The 18,527-nt window shown below is 69.1% G+C and carries 16 protein-coding genes; 7 read left to right on the forward strand and 9 right to left on the reverse strand.

Annotated features, from left to right (window positions below; translation table 11 throughout):
- Positions 1-19: 19 nt before the first annotated feature.
- The 4 genes from IPG50_12985 to IPG50_13000 all read right to left on the reverse strand — a co-directional run bounded on the left by IPG50_12985 (position 20) and on the right by IPG50_13000 (position 6,241).
- Positions 20-1,369: a hypothetical protein gene (locus tag IPG50_12985; protein MBK6693099.1), complete on the reverse strand. Its 1,350-nt coding sequence runs from the start codon at positions 1,367-1,369 to the stop codon at positions 20-22.
- A gap of 87 nt (positions 1,370-1,456) precedes the next feature.
- Entirely contained in the window at positions 1,457-3,073 is a 1,617-nt protein-coding gene (locus IPG50_12990; protein ID MBK6693100.1) for a diguanylate cyclase, read from the reverse strand.
- Complete coding sequence (locus IPG50_12995) at positions 3,070-3,456, reverse strand: response regulator (GenBank protein ID MBK6693101.1); 387 nt, start codon at positions 3,454-3,456, stop codon at positions 3,070-3,072. Before IPG50_12995 ends, IPG50_12990 begins: the two co-directional genes overlap by 4 nt.
- A 37-nt stretch (positions 3,457-3,493) precedes the next feature.
- A complete protein-coding gene (locus IPG50_13000; GenBank protein ID MBK6693102.1) occupies positions 3,494-6,241 on the reverse strand; it encodes a PAS domain S-box protein in 2,748 nt (915 codons plus the stop codon).
- Between the two features lie 35 nt (positions 6,242-6,276).
- Here IPG50_13000 and IPG50_13005 point away from each other — a divergent pair, with 35 nt between their 5' ends.
- Positions 6,277-7,251 carry a hypothetical protein gene (locus tag IPG50_13005; GenBank protein MBK6693103.1) on the forward strand — a complete coding sequence of 325 codons (975 nt, stop codon included), beginning with the start codon at positions 6,277-6,279 and terminating at the stop codon, positions 7,249-7,251.
- A 57-nt stretch (positions 7,252-7,308) separates the two neighbouring features.
- Here the strand turns inward: IPG50_13005 and IPG50_13010 are convergent, their stop codons facing one another.
- On the reverse strand, positions 7,309-7,968 hold the full coding sequence (locus IPG50_13010) for a hypothetical protein (protein ID MBK6693104.1): 660 nt from the start codon (positions 7,966-7,968) through the stop codon (positions 7,309-7,311).
- A 107-nt stretch (positions 7,969-8,075) separates the two neighbouring features.
- Between IPG50_13010 and IPG50_13015 the strand changes: the two genes are divergently transcribed.
- Positions 8,076-9,296, forward strand: coding sequence for a choice-of-anchor L domain-containing protein (locus IPG50_13015; protein MBK6693105.1), 1,221 nt, complete (start codon positions 8,076-8,078; stop codon positions 9,294-9,296).
- Here the strand turns inward: IPG50_13015 and IPG50_13020 are convergent.
- Complete coding sequence (locus IPG50_13020) at positions 9,268-10,833, reverse strand: ATP-binding cassette domain-containing protein (GenBank protein ID MBK6693106.1); 1,566 nt, start codon at positions 10,831-10,833, stop codon at positions 9,268-9,270. The genes IPG50_13015 and IPG50_13020 overlap by 29 nt on opposite strands.
- 169 nt (positions 10,834-11,002) lie before the next feature.
- Here IPG50_13020 and IPG50_13025 point away from each other — a divergent pair, with 169 nt between their 5' ends.
- From IPG50_13025 to IPG50_13035, 3 genes are all read left to right on the forward strand, one after another.
- Positions 11,003-11,152 (forward strand): hypothetical protein, encoded by a 150-nt coding sequence (locus tag IPG50_13025; GenBank protein MBK6693107.1) that lies wholly within the window; start codon positions 11,003-11,005, stop codon positions 11,150-11,152.
- A 371-nt stretch (positions 11,153-11,523) separates the two neighbouring features.
- A complete protein-coding gene (locus IPG50_13030) occupies positions 11,524-12,993 on the forward strand; it encodes a sigma-70 family RNA polymerase sigma factor (GenBank protein ID MBK6693108.1) in 1,470 nt (489 codons plus the stop codon).
- 78 nt (positions 12,994-13,071) lie between these two features.
- The gene (locus tag IPG50_13035; protein MBK6693109.1) at positions 13,072-14,004 is read left to right on the forward strand and encodes a hypothetical protein; all 933 of its coding nucleotides are present in this window, start codon (positions 13,072-13,074) and stop codon (positions 14,002-14,004) included.
- Between the two features lie 32 nt (positions 14,005-14,036).
- Here IPG50_13035 and IPG50_13040 read toward each other — a convergent pair whose 3' ends face one another.
- The 3 genes from IPG50_13040 to IPG50_13050 are packed head-to-tail and all read right to left on the reverse strand — an operon-like array spanning position 14,037 to position 16,265.
- On the reverse strand, positions 14,037-14,750 hold the full coding sequence (locus IPG50_13040) for a hypothetical protein (protein ID MBK6693110.1): 714 nt from the start codon (positions 14,748-14,750) through the stop codon (positions 14,037-14,039).
- Between the two features lie 53 nt (positions 14,751-14,803).
- On the reverse strand, positions 14,804-15,769 hold the full coding sequence (dacB, locus tag IPG50_13045; GenBank protein MBK6693111.1) for a D-alanyl-D-alanine carboxypeptidase/D-alanyl-D-alanine-endopeptidase: 966 nt from the start codon (positions 15,767-15,769) through the stop codon (positions 14,804-14,806).
- Positions 15,753-16,265: a D-alanyl-D-alanine carboxypeptidase gene (locus IPG50_13050; protein MBK6693112.1), complete on the reverse strand. Its 513-nt coding sequence runs from the start codon at positions 16,263-16,265 to the stop codon at positions 15,753-15,755. Before IPG50_13050 ends, dacB begins: the two co-directional genes overlap by 17 nt.
- 84 nt (positions 16,266-16,349) lie before the next feature.
- On the opposite strand from IPG50_13050, the gene IPG50_13055 reads away from it, so the two are divergent.
- The gene (locus IPG50_13055) at positions 16,350-17,777 is read left to right on the forward strand and encodes an ABC transporter substrate-binding protein (protein ID MBK6693113.1); all 1,428 of its coding nucleotides are present in this window, start codon (positions 16,350-16,352) and stop codon (positions 17,775-17,777) included.
- A 111-nt stretch (positions 17,778-17,888) separates the two neighbouring features.
- Positions 17,889-18,512: a hypothetical protein gene (locus tag IPG50_13060; GenBank protein MBK6693114.1), complete on the forward strand. Its 624-nt coding sequence runs from the start codon at positions 17,889-17,891 to the stop codon at positions 18,510-18,512.
- Positions 18,513-18,527 lie beyond the last annotated feature (15 nt).

Below are 18,527 nucleotides of genomic sequence, written 5' to 3' on the forward strand. Positions count from 1 at the left end.
AGCGCCTGTCGCGCCCAGCTCAGCGGTGCTTGGGGCGGTCCCCCGCGGCGAGGAGCAAGCACGCGGCGCGCGTTCGAACGGAAGGGTCTTGATCCGCGAGGAGCGTCGCGCCGCGGGGCCCGCGATCGAGCGCCACGAGCGACAGGAGCGCCGAGAGCCGCGCCTCCGGGTCGGGCGCCACAAGATCGCGCTCGAGCCAGGCCTGAATCGACCGGTGGCCCGCCCCCGCGAGCGCAAACAGGGCCCGCCGCGACAGCGGGCCTTGCGGGCGGCCGCCGACGACCTCGAGCTCGCGCGTCGCGGCGGCGCGATCGGGCTCCGACTCGAGGAGGCGCGAGAGCGCGGCGACGCGCAGTTCGAGGTCATCCTCCTTGGCGAGCGCGCGGATGGCCTCGAGCAGCGGTGTCAGCAGCGGAGCCTCGGCGCCGCGTCGCGGCAGGGGCGCGATGGCAACGGCGTGGAGGCGGCCGCGGCGGACGTCGTTCGACAGCGTCCGCGAGAGAAACGCCACCGCCAGCGCGCGGAGCGCGGGGGACGGCGCGCTGCGGCTACCGTCTCCGCCGTCGGAACGCGCCCGCAGGACGCCGGCCGCCGCTTCGATGGCCCCCGCGCCTCGCTCGCTGGTTAGCAGCGACACGAGCGCAGCTTCGCCGCCGTGCGGGAAGAGCCCCGGGCTCGCCCAAGCGAGGCCGAGATCGCCGCGAAGGCCCGTGTCGCCGCCGGTCCAGAGATCGCGCAGCTTCGTCGCCACCTTGGGACCACCGATGGCCATGAGGGCGCGCAAGGCGTCGGTGCGCGCCAGCATGTCGGGGTCGAGGCGGGCCGCTTCTGCGAGCGCCTCCACATCGCCCGCGTCTCGAGCCACCAGCGAGGCGCGGAGCGCAGCGCGGCGCTCGTTCGCGTCGCGGGCGACCATGGCGTGGCGCCGCGCGTCCGCGTCCTCGTCGCGAACGAGACCGAAGGCCGCGATGCCGCGGCGACGCTCGTCGGAGTGCCGCGCATAGCGGCGCGCCTCGCTGGCTCCCATGTCGCCGTAGCGGGCGCGAGTCCAGGCGGCGAGCGCGCCGAGCTCACCTTGCGCATCCTCGAGGTTCGAGAGAACACCCGAGAGCGCGTTGGCACACCCGACGATCTCGCGAAAGCGCGCTGCGAGCGCCGCACCGGACGCCGCGCGAAGCTCGCGTTCCAAGACGACCTCCGCGACATCAGCCGCGTCCCCTCGGGTGAGCGAACCGTCGTCAATGCGCGCACGCAACGCCGTCGCCAACGCCGCCTGGTCGCCACGCCTCGCCGTCTGCGTTACGCCAGAGCCGCAGGCCATCAGCGAAGACACGAGAGCGGCCGCAAGAGCGACGCGAAGGGGCGGCATGGGCGCCATGGTAGCCGATGCGCGCGGCGACGCGCTCCCGTGAACGTAGCCGTGCCCCGTGCCCGTGGACGGAGCGACGCCGGCGCGTCACTCGGCGTTGGCCACCGGGGTCGGCCGCGCCACGACGACGCGGTTGCGACCCATCCCCTTCGCTCGGTAAAGGGCGCTGTCGGCGTCGGCGAGCAACTGCTCGTGCGCCCGCGCGTCACCATCGACGGACAGGATCGTGACGCCGGCGCTCAACGTGCACTGGAAGCTGCGCGCACCCGCGTGGTGGACCACGGCAGCGAAGGACTCGCGAATTTCATCCAGGACGCGTGCCGCGTCCTCCGGCCGCGCCCCCGGCAGGACGATGGCGAACTCCTCGCCGCCGTAACGACCGATGCCGTCGCTCCTTCGGAGCCTTTGGCGAAGCACGCGAGACAGCGTCCGAAGGACGCGATCGCCAACAGGATGCCCATAGGTGTCGTTGACGTGCTTGAACTTGTCGAGATCGATGAGGGCCACCGCCAGCGACACACGCTCGCGGTTACATCGCGACACCTCGCCGGCGAGGCGTTCCTTGAACGAGATGTGATTGAGCAGCCCCGTAAGGCTGTCGTGGTGCATGAGCGCACGCATGGCGCGCGCCCGCGCCACGCGGTTTCGCACCTGTGACACGAGTTGGTTCGCGGCCACGGGCTTGACCATGAAGTCGTCGGCGCCGCAGCCCAGCGCGACCATGTGCTTGTCGACGTTCTTCTCAGCCGACAAGAACATGATCGGCAACCCGACCCACGCCTCCTCGTACCGAAGCACCATGGCGAGCTCGAGGCCGCTGCAACCGGGCATGTAGAGGTCAACCAAGACCACGTCGGGAGCGAAGTCCTCGAGCTCCTGCATCGCCTTCTCGGGCTCCGTCACCACACGGACGAGCATCCCCTCGGCTTCGAGCATGGCCCCGTGGAGCGTCGCCGCCGGCTTGTCGTCGTCCACGATGACGACGCGCGGTGGCGCGTCGCCGGCGCGGTGAACCATGCGATCGACGCGCTCGATAACCTGGGGCGCGTCGAGCGGCAGCGTCAGAAAGTGCGTGACGTTCATGCGAACGGCGCGAAGGCGGGCTTCGAAGGTGCGCGAGGAGGAGATGCCGACGACCGGCAGCGCCTGCTCGCGCACACGACGAACCACTTCGCCAGCGTCCTCCAAGTCCAGGTCCACAAGCACCACACCGGGTGTCTCGTGGCTGAGGGCCTCGAGCGCCTCGCTGGCCGACCCGAACGCCAGCCAGTCGCTGGCGAGCGCGATGAGCTCACCCGCGAAGTCTCGCTCCGGGCTCGCGACGAGCCAGGGCGTGCCGGCGACCACGGCCGCCAGCTCGCGCGAAGGCGAAAGTGGAACGGCCGACATGGCGGCAGCGGCGCGCTGAAGGGCGCCGCGCGCTTCGCCAACGGCAGCACCGACGTGGCCCGCCTGCCGCGCCGCCTTGATGACGCCCTCGAGGACGCCGGCGGCCGCCGCGAGCTCCGCGTAGCCGAAGGTTCCGCCGGTGCCGCGAATCGAGTGGGCGACTCGCTCCGCAACGGCGAGCGGCTCCTCTTGGCCGCCTCCGCCGCCGGCCAAGGCGTCGTCGAGCTGCCGCAGGCGGTCAGGCATCTGGTTGGCGAACGCCTTGCGGAGAATCTGCATCCTCTCCTGCAAGGCCAACTGGGCCGCCGAGCTCATCGCTTGCTCCATACTTCGCGGATCTGGTCGGCCAGCGTCATGGGATCGAAGGGCTTCGGGATGACCCCTGCGGCCCCGAGCGCCTGATACTCGGCGGCCTCGTGCGCCTGCACCTTGGCGGTCATGAAGATGACGGGCGTGGTCTTCGTCTCCTCGCGCTCGCGGAGATGTTTCATCGTCGTGGGCCCGTCCATGTCGGGCATCATGACGTCGAGGAGGATGAGGTCGGGCGCGAAGTCTGCCACCTTGCGGAGCGCGTCGAGACCGTTCTCGCAAGCAACAACCTCAAGCCCGCCGACGTCAACGAGCGCCAACAGGGCGACCTCGCGAATGTCTGGCTCGTCTTCGGCGTAAAGCACCCGGGTCAACGCTCGCTCGCTCATGGGGTCTCCAATCCGTTCTTTCTTCGAAGGCTCGTGCTTACAAGGGGCGCGCGGCGGCGACGGGCAGCGAAAGGCGACGCTCACCGCTCCGGCCCGCGAGGGCCTGCGCGGAGACGATGGGCAACGCGAAGTGGAACGTGGTCCCCTTGCCGAGCTCCGTGTCGAAGCCGATGCGCCCGCCCATGCGTTCCACGATGGTGCGCGCGATGGCGAGGCCGAGGCCCGTGCCGCCGACGCGGCGCGTGTCCGACGAGTCGGCCTGCGTGAAGCGCTCAAAGACGCGCGGCCGATAGGCTTCGGGAATCCCGGGGCCCGTATCGGTGACGGAGACGGCCGCGAAGCCGTCTTCGATGGCCGTCGCGACCGAGACGGTTCCGCCGCGGGGTGAGTACTTGGCGGCGTTCGACAGCAGATTCGCCATGACCTGAAGGAATCGATCTTGGTCGACGGACACGAAGGCGCCGGCGGCCTTCGCGGTGAGCGCGAAGCCGACTTCGAGCGGTTGGCCGTAGCCGCGGTTGGCCTCGACGGCCTGCGCGACGATCTCGTCGAGCGACATGCGTACGAGGTCGAAGCGCATCTTTCCCGAGGCGAGCTTCTCGATATCCAAGATGTCGTTGATGAGCGTCGAGAGGCGTTCGCTGTTCTTCTGGGCGATGGTGATGAGGTTCTTCACCTTGTCGGGGACCGCGCCCATCTTGCCCGACGACACGAGCCCGAGCGAACCTCGGATCGAGGTGAGCGGCGTCCGCAGCTCGTGGCTAACCGTCGACACGAACTCGGCCTTCATCCGCTCGACGCGCTTTCGTTCGGTGATGTCGCGAAGGATCGCGAGGAAGCCCCCCGTCGAGAGCGCCGTGAGGCGGGCCTCCCAGTGGTGACCCCCGAGCGAATACTCAAAGACCGTGGCGCCGCCTCTGGCGAGCACCTCGATCATGGCCTTGCGTACGCGGGTGGCAACGTCTCGCTCAAAGGCCTCCTCGACAGACCGTCCGATGAAGAAGTCCGGTTGAAGGATCGCTTCGCCCTGGCCCTGCTGGTGGTCGACGAAGCGCCCCTCTTCGTCGAGCTGCAGCATCAGGTCCGGGATGGCGTCCAGCAGGCTCTGACTCTTGGCGCTCGCGTGCTCCAGCGCTTCTTCGATTCGGTGTTGCTCCGTCACGTCGCGAATGACGCCGGTGAACATGTACCGATCGTTGAACTGCATCTCCGCGAAGGCGACCTCGACGGGAAAGACCTCTCCGTTGCGGCGCTTGGCGCTCGAGCCGCGTCCGCCGCCAACGGTCGAGCGACCCACCCACTCGATGGGCACACCGACACCAAGATCTTCCGTGAGCGTCGCTTCGCTCATGAGGACGCGAACGTTCTGCCCTTTGAGCTCATCGGCGGCGTAGCCGAACATCAACTCGGCAGCGGGGTTCACACCCTCGATGTCGCCGCGCTCGTCGATGGTGAGGATCGCGTCGGCCACCGTGTCGACAACGCCGCGCACGCGCGCCGCCGCCTCGCGTTGTTCCTCGAGGGCCATCTTGTGAGCTGTCACGTCGAAGAAGGAGCAGACGACGCCGCTCGGCCGCGTGCCTTCGCCCTCGAAGATCGGTTGCGCGTTGATGGACACCCACCCGAGATCTTCGGCGTGCCGATAGACGCCGACGACGACGCCGCGCGTGGGCTCACCGCGCGCAAGCGAGATGTGCGCCGGATGTTCTTCCGGGGGCAACGGCGTCCCGTCCTCGCGAACCATGCGCCAGTGAGACGGTCGGGCACTCCGCCCCTCGAGCTCCGCCGCCGTCAGTCCGAGAATGTGCTCGGCGCTCGCGTTGTGAGAGACGACCTTGCCGTCGGCGTCCTGGAGAACGACGCCTTCGGCGAGAGAAGCGATAAGCGATCGGTACTGAAGCTCACTTCGTGCGATCTGCGAAACGGACTCGCCGCGCTCGATGGCCGAGCCGAGCCAGCGAGCCAGGAGGCGAACAAACTCCCGATCCGCATCGTCGAAGCTGCGCGACGCGGCCCCCGTGGCAAAGGCCACCACCCCAAAGGCGTGCCCGAAAGCGCGAATGGGCGCCCCAATTCGCGCGAGGAGACCGGCCGCGTCGGGCCCGTCCTCAAAGCGGGGCGAAACCGTGACAACGTCTTTCGCGCGCCAGGCGAACTCGCAGAACGTCTCCGAGAGCACGAGCTGTTGCCCTTCTTGCAGCATCGAGTCCGGCGTCTCGGCGGCAACGACCACCGCGGAGGAGCCCTCCACGCGCAGCACCACGCCGAGGCTCATGCCCGTGAACCGAGAGCCGAGGGCGAGGGCCCGCGAGAACTGCAGCCCCGGCTCGATCTCGGGGAAGGCCGCGATGTCGTTGAGCACTTGGAGAGCCTCGCGTTGGCGGCGCGTGCGCGCGTCCTGGCGACGGCGACGGACGATGGCGACGGCCATGTCGGCGGCCGTCGCGAAGACGGGCATCGCCTCGGCCAAGCGGTCTTGGCAGGGCTTTGGCCAGAGCCGAATGTGGCCCGGCGCATCGCCAACCATCGCGAAAGGAATCGTCACGACGTCGTCGGAGTCGGCGGCCGCAAGAAGGTCCGCTAAGCTGGCGCCCGGCACGACGTGGCAAACCTCAAGATCGTCGAACCCCTGCAAGACAACGACGCGGAGCGCCAAGAGCTCCGCCGCCGTGGCCAAGAGTTCAGCGAGGACGCGTCCCTCGGGCTCGCCGCGCACAAAGCGCGTCTGCGCCATCAGGGCCGCGCGAAGCAGCTGACACGCGTAACCCGAAAGCTCCCCACTCATTGACTAAGAAAACGGCGGGCCGAGGCGGACATTAAGTGAGCACGTTCTTGCCCAGGCCTCGCGGCGCGATCTTGTTCAATCCGAACGCGGGAAAGGGGCGCGGTTACGAGGCCTTGAGCTCGGCTCGGTGCCCGCCGGGTTTCGCGTTGCGGCGCACCGCGTCGGTCGAGGAGCTCGCCCAAGTGGCGGAGGACCTCTTCCGCGATCCGCCCGAGCTGGTCGCGCTGGCCGGTGGTGACGGCACGCTGATGGCCGCGCTTTCGGCGTTCCACCGCGCGTCCGCCGGTCGACCGCTTCCGGCCTTTGCGATCCTGCCGTTCGGCACCGTCTCGACGATCGCGCGGAACGTCGGGATCAAAGGGCGCGGCGTGCGCTACGCCCAGCAGGCGCTGGGACGCTTGGCCGCGGGACACGGCACCAAGCGTCTCCAACGGACCCTCAAGGTACGCGACGCGAGCGGCGACGAGCGCATCGGCTTCATCTTCGCGACGGGCCTCGTCGCGCGCTTCTTCGAGGAATACGACCGGCAAGACAAGCAGGGGCTCGGCACCGCGGCCAAGCTCGCAGCACGCCTCTTTGGCGGCGCCGTCCTCGGGACGAGCCACGCGCGCCACGTCATCGCGCCTCAACCCATGGAGCTCGTCGTCGACGGAACGCGCGCCCCGGGGAACCGCTTTAGCCTCGTCGCCACGAGCGTCCTAGAGGACCTCGGCCTGTCGATGCGCCTCACGCCGCGCGCGCGCGCCCGCCCCGGCAAACTGCAAATCGTCGCGTCGACGCGCGACGCGCAGAACCTCGCCACGCAGGTTCCCTTTGTCCTCGCCGGCCGTCCCCTGTGGGGGATGGGGCACGTGGACGTCCTCGCGGAGGCGCTCCGCCTCTCCTTCACGGGCCCTTTGACGAGCTACGTGCTCGACGGCGACCGCTTCGACGTCCCCCGCGATGGCGGCGCCGCGCCGTGGGTCTCGGTGACACCGGGCCCCGACATCGAGATCTGGCTCCCCAGCTAGTGTGGTGAGTCAGCGATTCGCCAATGGGCGAACTGCCCTTGGTCGATCGAATGCATTCTACAAGTTGATGCCGGCGCCCTCGAGCAGTTCGCGCACGACGGGCGTCACCAAGATGCCGAGCGTCAACCGATCGGCCTCCGCGAGCGTCACCTTCGCGTTGCTGGGCTCCGCCATGGCTTTGCCTCCGAAGACGCGCTTGGCCACGTCGGCCTGCGCCGACGACAACCCGTACTTCTGGGCAAACGCGTCGGCCGCCTCCTCCGGCGCGAGCAGCTCCGTGGCCACGAGGTGACCGCCGTCTTCGACGATCTTCTCCCAGGGCTTGGGCCCCTTGAGCGAGCCGTCGCGTTCGCTCCAGAAGGTCGCCGTCACGACCGGCGCCAGCGTGCCGCCGACGTCGACGTCCATCGCGTCGAAGACGCTCTCGCGTTTGAGGTGTTGTGCGAACTGAGGCGGCATGCCCTTCAGCTGCGCGTCGAGCTTGTAGGCCTTCTTGAGCTCGAGGGGGCCTTCCTTGCTCTTGGGATCGTAGAACAGAGCCACGACGCCGAGCTTCGAGAAGGAGATCGCGCCACGGGTGCCATCGCGCTCGCTGCGGCGATAGCGGAGCCCTTCCCAAGTGACGTCGTAAGGTCGCTCGGGGCTTCGTGCGAGGTGAGCGGCAAAGAGCAGGCTGTGCAGACGTGCTCCGCGGCGGAGTTGATCAACGGTGGCCACGGACCGAGAGTACGTGGCCCTGAAGCCGGTGGAAATCGTCTCGGTCGCGTCACGGGGCCTGTCCACGGCGCGCCCCCCGGGAGGGACCGTGCTAAGCGCCTGTCCCCATGCGATCCCGCCTCACTGTTCCCGCCGTTTTCGTCGCGCTCGCGGCGGCTTTTCCCCTCGCGTGCTCCGGCACGGAGCGTGATCCGGTGGCGGGAACCGGGGGCACCCGAGCGGTGACGCCGGGCCCCGGCGGACAGGATCCGATAGGCCAAGACCCGGGGTTCGTGGAGGGCTCCCGGCCCGATGCCGGACCGCAGGAGGAAGAGGCGTGCGCCCCGGACCCCGGCCGCTTCGACGCTCCGGGCAACGTATGCGACGACGATCAAGACGGGACCGTCGACAACGCCGCCGAGGTCTGCGACTCGGCGCTCGCCGTCGACGCCAACGCAGAAGCCTTCGCGAAGGCCCTCGGCCTTTGCCACAAAGTTACGGGCCCGAGCGATCCGAAGTGGGGCGTCGTGTCGGCGACGTACACGAAGGGCTACAACCAGTCGGCCGGGCCCGCCGCCGGGCAACACGGCATCCTGACGGCCTTCGGTAGCGCCGTCGCGCCGCGCGAAGGCGATGCCTTCGGCGTTCTCAGCACCGGCTGGGCCCGCGCCTACGACGGCGAATCGGGCACACCCACGTTCAAGAAGGGCGGCGGCATGCAGGGGCTCCAGCTCTTGGGCGGGAAGGTCCCGCCGGGCTACCCAAAGTCGTCGCCCGGTTGCCCGGCGATTCCCCTCGCGATGGACATCGCCGTCGTGAAGCTTGAGATCAAGACGCCCAAAAACGCGCAGGGCTTCCAGTTCGACTTTGATTTCTATTCGGGCGAATGGCCCGAATACGTCTGCTCGCCTTACAACGACGGCTTCATCGCGTACTTGAAGTCGAAGGCCTTCAACAACGGCGCACCGGAGAACATCTCCTTCGACGCGAAGGGCTCACCGGTCAGCGTCAACAACGCCTTCTTCGATCGGTGCACGCCCAACGCGCAGACGGGCTGCAGCGGCGGTGGCGCGCAGCAAACGGCGGCCTGCGCTGGCGGCGAGGGCGAGCTCGTGGGAACGGGCTTCGAAGCACGCGGTCAGTATTGTGGCGGGAGCAGCACCGTCGGCGGCGGCGCGACCGGTTGGCTCACCTCGCAGGCGCCCGTGCAGGGTGGCGAGACCATCACGCTCGAGTTCTACATCTGGGACAGCGGCGACGCCCGGTACAACTCGAGCGTCCTGCTCGACAACTTCCGTTGGGTGCCCAAGCCGGTCACCGTCACGACAACGCGTCCGCCGCCGAAGTGACGGCGCGCTTTCGCGCGGCATGTGGCGCTGGCGGCTGCGGCGCATTGGGCAGCTCCCCGAGGTAGACGACGCGATCGGCGATCGCCTGAGGCGCGTCGCGATGGGTCACGAGGACGACGGTCCTCTTGCCGCGGAGGCTCGCGAGGGCTGCGAGGACCGTCTGCTCGGAGGCCGCATCGAGGCCGCTCGTGGGCTCGTCGAGTAACAGCACCGGCTGCTCCGTCGCAAGCGCACGGGCGAGCGCCACGAACTGCCTCTCTCCTCCTGAGAGCAACCGTCCACCGGCGACGAGTCGCGATTCGCCAAGCGAAGCGAGCTCGCCGGCGCCAAGCTCATGAAGGAGCGCGGCGACGTTGGTCGGCACAGGAGCCGCCAGGGTCACGTTCTCTTCGAGGCTTGCGGCGAGCAGTGGCGCGTCCTGCGGCATCCATGCGAAGGGCCGGTACCGAGGTCCGGCCGGCGCCGCTTCGAGGGTGCGCGCGCCGTAGGCGATGACGCCAGCGGTCGGCTCCTCGAGTCCAAGGAGTAGGCGTAAGAGCGTGGTCTTGCCCGCCCCCGTCTTGCCCACGAGAGCAACGATGGTCCCCGGCTCGACGCGAAGCGACAGCGGCGCGAAGGCGCACTGCGGATGCGAGAGTCCGTCGAGGCTAAGGACCTCGAGGCCCCAGGGCTCATCGAGCGGATGCGGCGCTGGCGACGGGTCCCGTTGGGCCAGGAGCTGCTCGTCGAGCGTGCGGGCCGCTTCCTCAGCGCGACCGATGGCGAAGCGGGCGTCGGCGAGCTCGCGCAGCGGTCGATAGGCGAAGAAGAACGGCACAATGAAAGGCGCAAAGCGCGTCGCCTCCGCCGCGTTGGTACGCGAGAGGCCATAGAGGCCCGCCGCCACGACGAGGGCCCCCAGGATCTCGTTGGCCCCGCTCTGCGCGACCTCGAGGGCGCCGAGCCTCGCCGAACGCTGGCCCGACTCGCGACCAAGGCGCTCGAGGTGACGGTCGATCTTGTCGATGGCGCCAAACGATCGCCACAGGTCGCGGTATCGCACCGCTTCGTCGACGGCTTCGAGCAGCATCTCCCCGTCGGCGAGGGCCCGGCGTTGCGCGGTGCGCGCACGACGGCGAAGCTGCGACAAAAGAACCGAGAAGGCCATCAGCACCGGCGCGGCGATGAGCACGAGCCGCGGCGCGACGAGAGCCATCACGCCCGCGAGCAGGATGAGCTGAAGGACCGCGCGCGCGGCGGCGACGCGTGCGCCGATGCTTTGGGTGATCTCGCGAATGCGTTCCGTGAGGGCGAAGAGCCCGCGGGCGAGGTCTGAAGCCTCCGGCGCACACGACCCGCCATGATCGGGCTGTCGCGGACGGCGCAATCCGTGAACAGCGTTCATGGACCCCAACACCCCACGGCGGAGCCCGACACTTACCTCCGTAGAGAGGGCGATCAGCGTGTAGGCCCCGAGCGAGCTGCCCACGACCCGCAGCGCCACGACGCCCGCTGCGAGCAACGCCAGCTTAAAGGGGTCCTCGCTGAACTCGCCCAAGTACGGTGTGGATCGAAGCGCGCCCGGGGCCGATCCCCCAACGGCGACGACTACCGCACCCCCGAGCAGTGCAAGGCCGGCATGGCCGAGCGAATGCATGGCCGAGGCGCCGGCCAAGACCGTGAGCCGGCCGCGCTGACTCAGCACTGTGCGAAGGATGATCCCTCGCGTGGAAACCGGCGTACTCTGGACCGAGCTCATGATGTTTGAACGGCCGCCCCTCCGGGCGGGCGCGTCGCTCCGCGCCATGTACGCGAAGCGCGACCGGGACGAAAGCGGCGACGGATCGACGGCCGAGGCCACCTGCGAGAAGAGATGACGAAGAAAACGCCGGCAAAAGGGCTCCGTCCGAGCCAATCGAAGCAGAAGAGCAACGCGAAGCGCCCCGCGCCGCAAGCGTCGTCGTCGCGCGCGTCCAAGAGTGGGTCAAAGAGCGGGTCCAAGAACCTGGATCGCTCCACCACGGGCGGGAAGAAGACGAGCCCCTCCGGAGGGCCGCGCTCGACCTCCACACCCCCGTCCACGGCGTCTTCTGGGCCGGCCTCGCGAAGCTCCGCGAAAGGAATGGAACGTGCACCCACCTCGGCACGCGGCTCCGTTTCCGAGACCTCAGCTGGTGTTGTGACCACCGCCGCGACCGTTGTCAAAGAGCCTCGACGTTTTTCCAAGCCGTCGCCGAAGGAAGCCCCCATGAGCAAGAGCAGCCGTTCCAGCGCCGCCGTCGCGACCCCCGTCGAAGACAGCGGGCCGCCCTCGGCGTTCGGCGCTGCGGTCGACGACGAGGGCACCGAACGCGAGCCCGCCGACGGCGAAGCGGCCGTCGACCTTGCGGAGGACTTCGAAGAGGACGAGGCGCCGGTCGTCGCTGAGGTTGAGAGCGATGAGCTCGAGGCGCCGCGGGCCAAGCCGGCGAAAGACGTCGACGAAGGTGGCGGCGACTCGATGCTCGCGCGCTACTTTCGCGAGATGGCCACGCACAACGTGATGGCCCACGAGGAGGAGCTCGCGACGGCCATCGAGGTTGAGCAGGCAGAGGTGGCACACTGGGTTGCCCTCCTGTCGCACCCACCGGCCGCCGCGATGCTCGTCGACGAGTTGATCAAGGAGTTGCCTACCGGCGAAGACGCCCTCAGTCTTCCGCAGATCGCAGACATGCAGAAGCTCTTGAAGACGGCGCGTCGCGGCCGCTTCACGCGCGAGCAGGAGAAGAAATGGTCGACGCTGTCGACCTCGCTCGGCCGCGCCATCCGCCTCGCCGACAGCGATCGCTTGTGGGTCGCGCGACTCGAAGACCTCGCCAAGAGCTTCGGGACGGCGGAAGCGCCCGAAGACGAAGACACGAAGGACGAGGGGCCCGTCTCCACGTCGGCGCCCGAGACGTCGCGCTCGGGGCACATCCCCACCACGGTCGCCTACGACAAATGGCTAGGCCGCATCGCTGGCGCCAACGTCCGCTCGCGCATCGTTAAGAACAAGTTCGTCAAAGCGAACCTTCGCCTCGTCGTCTCCATCGCCCGCCGCTACAACCGCGGCCGGTTGCCCCTCATCGACCTGATTCAGGAGGGGAACATCGGCCTCATGAAGGCCGTCGAGCGCTTCGACCACACGCGCGGCTACCGCTTCTCGACGTACGCGTCGTGGTGGATTCGCCACGCCATCAGCCGCGCCCTCGCCGACAAGGGTCGCGCCGTTCGCATCCCGGTCCACATGCTCGACACGCACAACCGCGTGCAGCGAGCCACCCAGGCCGTCTTGGCGCGCACCGGTCGCGATCCCACGCTCGACGAACTGGAGCGCGAGACGGGCATCCCGCAGGAGAAGCTCGACAAGGTGAAGGGCTCGTGGGCCGAGACGCCCTTCTCGCTCGATCGTCCCGTCGGCGACGAAGACGGCCGCAAGTTCATCGACTTCTTGCAGGACGAGAACGCGCCAACGCCCTACGACCGTTTGGTCAACGAGCGCTGGGGCGACGAGGTGCGGCGGCTCCTCGGAACGCTGACGCCCATCGAGTCGCGCATCATCCGGTGGCGCTTCGGCCTCGACGACGAAGACGAGCTCACGCTCAAGGAGATCGGCGACAAGTACAACCTGTCGCGCGAACGCATCCGCCAGCTGCAAGAGCAAGCGCTCGGCAAGATTCGCAAACACATGCGCGATTGATGCGCTCGCGCCTGAGGGGACGGGGCGCTCGTGCCCGTGCGCATAGACGCTGGCGCGCCACCCACGTATAGGGTGGGCATGCGCTTTATCAGGCACTCGACGAAATCCGATTGGGGCCTAGGCGTAGTGACCGCCGAGGACGCGACGAACCTCGACATCCTCTTCGAGGGCATCGGCTATCGCAAGCTCGCGAAGTCCTTCCAAGGCCTCGTCGACGTTGCGGAGGATGACGTCCCCAAAGACCACGGCCTGCGCTCGCAGAAGGCGTGGCCGCAAATTGATCGCGACGGCCAGCGCACCCAAGCGCGCCGCGATCTGCCGAAGCGCTTCGACGGCTTTCTCCAAGAATTCTTGGCGCAATACCCCGAAGGCCTCCTGGCCAAGAGCTGCGATGAGAAGGAGCGCGACGCCAAGGTTGAGGCGTGCGCCTTCGCGCAGGCGGAGCTCACTGTCGCGGCCCTCGATGAGCTGTTCGCCAGCGGCGGGCACGCCGAGATCATCCAGCGAACGCTGCGCGTCCTCACGAAGGCCAGCATGGCCTTCCCCAACGAGCTCACGAAGTTCCGCGACGTCCCCGAGGCTTCGCAAAAGGGCGTCGCGGAGCGCATCGTCAAGTTGGTCAAAGCCGGCGAGCGAACCCCCGAAGCGCTCGAGGCGCTGGCCACGGCCCTCGGCCCCCACGGCGCCGCCAAGTGGCCCGTCGTGTCGCTCATTCCGTTCTTGCTCGACCCCGTCCGCTGGCCCTTCGTCAAGCCCACCTTCGTGGAGCGCGCGGCGAAGGCCACTGGCCTCGATGTGGAGTACGACGCTCGCCCCAACGCTCGAACCTACTCGCTCGTGTGCGACCTCTACCGCGACGTCGCCGGCGCGCTCAAGGCGCGCGACGTTCCGCCGCGAGACCTCATCGACGTGCAGACGTTCTTGTGGATCGCGACGGGCATGGCCCGCGAGGCACAAGAGACGCAGAAGGCTCGCCGCGACGCGAAGGCCAGCGCCGCGAAGCCTGCCTGAGCCACCGCTAGCCAGCCGGGCCAGCGGGAGGCTCACCCGAGGAGCCGCTCGAAGCGGATAAACGAACGATCCTGAGGGTCAAAGCGCACCGCCATGCGCGCCCCGACAACGGCCTTGGGCACGCTCGACGCGCGGACGGGAACGAGCAGCGTGCCGCCGAACGGTTCCCCCGAGGAGGGAGTCACCATCACGTCAAACGCGAAGAGCTCCACGCGCACGCGTAGCTCGCGACTGCCGAGATGGGTCACGCGACGCACCGTCGCGACGCCCGAAGGCAGCCCCATCATCCGCAACGTCGTGCGCAGCGGCTGGATGAGCGGCAGGGGCAAGATCGCCCCCAGCACCACAAGGCCCCAGGCAAACGCGTAGCCGGAGACCACCAGCGCCACGCCACCGGCGAAGACGCCGAGCCATAGGAGGCCAAGGGCCATCGAGGCAGGCGTGAGCCTCTGGGAGAAGAGGATGCCCGCCATGACCGAGGACGCCAGGGCCTCTACGGCCTCACGGGGGACGCCGCTCCGTTCGCCGAGTCGAATCGCTTCGTCGCGCTTGCCCGACAAGACGAGCGCGCGAAGTTGCGCCGTCACGTCGGCGGCGACGGTACGCTCAAGCGTCGGTGGGCTGTCTCGGTGCACGCGGAGGAGCGCGCCGCAGTGCAAGCAGGGCCAGAGGGATTCGGCGGGGATCGAGCGGGGCTGCGAGAGCGGCGCGCCGCAGTGGGCGCACGTGAGGACGACCGCGTTCACTGACCGAGGATACCGACCTTCGTCGCGAAGCGCTTCTTTCCGCTGGAGCGAATCTAGCGAGGCCAGGAGCGACGAGCGAGCATGAGGACGAGTTTGTCGATGGCGGCGCGAGCCTGCGCCGCGTGGCCGGCCGTGCCGTTCATCAGCACCGAGAAGGCGATGGGGCCCTTGCCGTCGGGGCCCAGCACGTAGCCCGAGAGAGCGATGGCATCCTCCAACGTCCCAGTCTTGGCGCGGACGTTGCGGCGCGCTCGCTCGGCCGTGAAGCGCTTCTTGAGGGTGCCGTCGGCGCCGCCGACGGCGAGCTGCGCGACGAACTCCGTCTGCAGCGCCGGGTCCTTGTAGACCGCACGCAACACCGTGGTCATGCTCGACGCCGTCGCCCGATTGGCATCGAAGAGGCCTGAGCCGTTCTTGACGACCATCCCGGCCTCAAAGGCGCCGACCTTCTCGAGCCACGACTTCACCGTCTCGGCCGCGTCGGCGTGCCGTGCAGGCCGGCGCTTCGTCTCTCCGCCGAGGGTCTTGAAGATCATCTCGGCGTAGAAGTTGTCGCTGTTCTTGCCCACCGCGTAGAGCAGTGACGAGAGCGGCTCCGACACGTGCCGCGCCAGCACCGGCCCCTTGCCGTGGCCGGCCTTGACCTCGCCGCCCACCTTGATGCCCGCCTGCTCGAGCGCCACCTTGAGGGCGTAACCGGCGAGCAGTGAAGGGTCATCCACGCGGCGCGTGAAGCGGACGACGCGAGCGTCGGCGCCAACTTTGCCCGAGACCTTGGCCTGGAGTCGCTTGCCCGCGGGAACGAGCACCAGGCCCACGCCATCGGCCCCCTCGCCGGCGGTCGTGACGGCACCTTCAACGTCGACGAAGCCGGGCGGGTCGAAGATCACGAGCGCCGGTGCGCCCTCCCCTTGCGGGCGCACCGTCATGGTGACGGTGTTCTCGTTCAGGGAGACGGCCGCCACTGGCGACCGAAAGCTCGCCCATTCGTTCGGCTGCTGCTCAAATGCGGGAGGCACGAATTCTCCGTCGAAGGCCCGCTGGTCGACGGCGATGCCATCGGCGACGCGCCGAACGCCGAGGCTCCCGCAAGTCGTCCACCATCCGGACGAGATCGGACGTCTGGAGCGATGGATCGCCGCTGCCGCGAAGCACCAGCGCGCCGGTGACTTCGCCGCTCTTCAAGACCCCCGAGAGCGTCGTCTCGTAGCGGAAGTCGCCGCGAAGGGTCGCCAGCGCCGCCGCCGCCGTGTAGACCTTGGCGTTGGACGCGGGATTCAGAGGAACATGTTCACCACTCGCCGCGAGCACGCGCCCCGACTCCACGTCGACGATGGAGATGCCGACCTTGGCGTCCTTGAAGGCGCGGTCGGAGACCAGTGCGCGCACGGCCGCCTCGATCTCGGGCGCGGCGGCGACCGGTGCGGGGACCTTCTGAGGCTCCTGGGCCTCCGCCGGCGACCCAGCCGCGGCGGTGGCGCAAGCAAGCGCAACGAGTGCAGCCAAGAGACGCATCGCTGCGGTTTACAGCGAAAGGCCCCGCAGCGGAAGGCCTCGCCGCGCGGGCCCCGCCGGCGCGCCGTCGCCGCCGCTTGGCTCTTGCTCCTGGCCGCGTGCCGCTCGCCCGAGTCGGGCCCGCGGCCCCTTGAGATCGTGGTCTCGAGCGAGGCCGAGACGCTCGACCCTCGGTACGCCGTCGACGCCGTCTCGCACCGCATTACGCGACTCGTTCACCGCGGCCTCATGACCCTTGATCCAACGACCCTCGAGCCAAAGCGGGCGCTGGCCGAGTCGCTGCGGTACGTCGACGACGTCACCGTCGATGTCACGCTGGTTCGCGACGCGACGTTTCATTCGGGCAAGGCGCTCACCGCCGCGGACGTCGTCGCGACACTCCGCGCACTGGCTGCCCCCGCGGTGCACGCGCGCAGCGCGCGCGTCGTCGAGCCCATCGCGAGCGTTGAGGAAACGGGCCCCCTCTCGCTGCGGATTCACTTGCACCGCCCCCACGCGACGCTCGAGACCGATCTTGAGTTGCCCATCTTGCGCGCCGACGAGGCCTTCGCGCCGCCACGCCCCGACGGCAGCCTCGACGGCTTGGGCCCCTATCGCGTGTCGTCGATGCGGAGCGGCGAGGTGGCGCTCACGCCAGCGCGAGGCAGCTCCGCGCGCAGCGCCGTCACGGTGCGTACCGTGCGCGACGAAAACGCGCGCGCGCTCCGGCTCATCGCCGGTCGCGCTGACGTGGCGGTCAACGTCTTTTCGCCCTCGCTGATGCCCGCCATGGCGCGCGAAGGCGTGCACGTCGCAACGCGGCCCGGTGCCAACGTCACCTACCTGTTGCTGCGGGCCGACCGGGCCCCCTTCGAGCGACTCGAGGCGCGCCGTGCAGCGGCGCTCGGCGTCGATCGGAGACGCATTGTGTCGGGCCTCCTCGCCGGCGCCGCTTCGGTCGCCACCGGCGCCCTGCCGCCGAGCTTGTGGGCTCACGCGGACGCGGCGCCGCTGGACTTCGATGGCGCCGCTGCGGGCGCCGCTATCCGCGCGTTGGGTGGCCTTCGCTTCGGTCTGCTCACGAGCCCCGACCGTGTGCGCCTCTCCATCGCGCGCACCATCGCCCAAGACATGCGAGACGCCGGTGCCGAGGTTGAGGTCACGGCGCTCGAGTTGGGCTCGCTCTTGGCGAGGCTCACGGCCGGAGACTTTGACGCCGCGATCCTCAACATGCCCGAGCTGACGGAGCCAAACGTGCTCCGCCTCTTCTTGCATTCGGCGTCGATACCTCCCGCCGGGACCAACCGCGGTCGCGTTCGCGACGCTGAGATCGATCGCTTGCTCGACCTCGCGGCGCAGTCGCGAGGCAAGGACGAGCGGCGCGCGCTCTACGCGGCTCTCGAAGCCCGCCTTCGCGAAACCCACCTCTTCATCCCTCTGTGGCACGAGCATCAGATCACGGTCACGAGCGCCCGAACCCACGGCTTTCTGCCGAGCGCCGAGGGCCGCTGGCTCGCCATCGCCAACTATTGACGGTCTCATGGCGGTGTCAGCGCCGTGGCGGTGGTTTCCCTCGTGGCGCGGCGCCAAGTGCGCGAAGCCTCACGGAGGCACCGATGGAACGGGCGCTGCATTGGCCGTCGCATGGCCGCCAATTTCGCCCGTCTCCCGACGCCGACGATCATCTCGTTGGGAAAGGCCGGTGCCGTCGCGCAGCTCACGCGCGCCTGCCGCGCCGCCATGCTCGACTTCGTCAACGGCGCGCCCTTCTGGGACAAACGCGCCCTCGCCACCTGGCTCGTCGGCAAGTACGCGCCCCTCGTGAAGAACGTCGCTCAACCACCGATGCCACGTCGCGCGGTCCTCGTCTTGGAGCCGCGCCTCGTGGAGATCCTCGGCGACGCGCGCCACACGCTCCTCGCGTGCCTTCGCCTCGCGCGGCGCAACCACGCGGCCTCCGCCGGAGCGTGGCGCATGATCAGGCTCGGCGCGCTCTCTCCTTGCGAAGACGAAGAGGCTCGCGGCTGGATGCCCGTGTCGCTGCCTCGCATGAGGCTCCGCGACCGGCTCCTCAGTCTTTGGGCCGTCGACTACTTCGCCGACGACAGCGAATACGAGTCGAGCCTCGCCATCTGCGCGCGCTGCCAACGCGTCGAGTTCGACGCGCTGTCGGTGGCCCGGAGCACGTGCCGCGCCCACTCGAGCGCGTTTAGCGAGCGGCCACCGCGGGAGAGCATCACGCGAATGCGGACGCGCGGCGATCGCTGACCGACCGGGACCGTC

It is taken from the genome of Myxococcales bacterium (genome assembly GCA_016703425.1).
Lineage (GTDB): Bacteria > Myxococcota_A > Polyangia > Polyangiales > Polyangiaceae > JADJCA01.

Bases quoted from the DNA above. Each gene is read 5' to 3' on its own strand.
- IPG50_13050 (MBK6693112.1), bottom strand. From the start codon at position 16,265: ATGCGTCTCTTGGCTGCACTCGTTGCGCTTGCTTGCGCCACCGCCGCG.
- IPG50_13015 (MBK6693105.1), top strand. From the start codon at position 8,076: ATGCGATCCCGCCTCACTGTTCCCGCCGTTTTCGTCGCGCTCGCGGCG.
- IPG50_13000 (MBK6693102.1), bottom strand. From the start codon at position 6,241: ATGAGTGGGGAGCTTTCGGGTTACGCGTGTCAGCTGCTTCGCGCGGCC.
- IPG50_12990 (MBK6693100.1), bottom strand. From the start codon at position 3,073: ATGAGCTCGGCGGCCCAGTTGGCCTTGCAGGAGAGGATGCAGATTCTC.
- IPG50_12985 (MBK6693099.1), bottom strand. From the start codon at position 1,369: ATGCCGCCCCTTCGCGTCGCTCTTGCGGCCGCTCTCGTGTCTTCGCTG.
- IPG50_13035 (MBK6693109.1), top strand. From the start codon at position 13,072: ATGCGCTTTATCAGGCACTCGACGAAATCCGATTGGGGCCTAGGCGTA.
- IPG50_13030 (MBK6693108.1), top strand. From the start codon at position 11,524: ATGAGCAAGAGCAGCCGTTCCAGCGCCGCCGTCGCGACCCCCGTCGAA.
- IPG50_12995 (MBK6693101.1), bottom strand. From the start codon at position 3,456: ATGAGCGAGCGAGCGTTGACCCGGGTGCTTTACGCCGAAGACGAGCCA.
- IPG50_13060 (MBK6693114.1), top strand. From the start codon at position 17,889: ATGGCCGCCAATTTCGCCCGTCTCCCGACGCCGACGATCATCTCGTTG.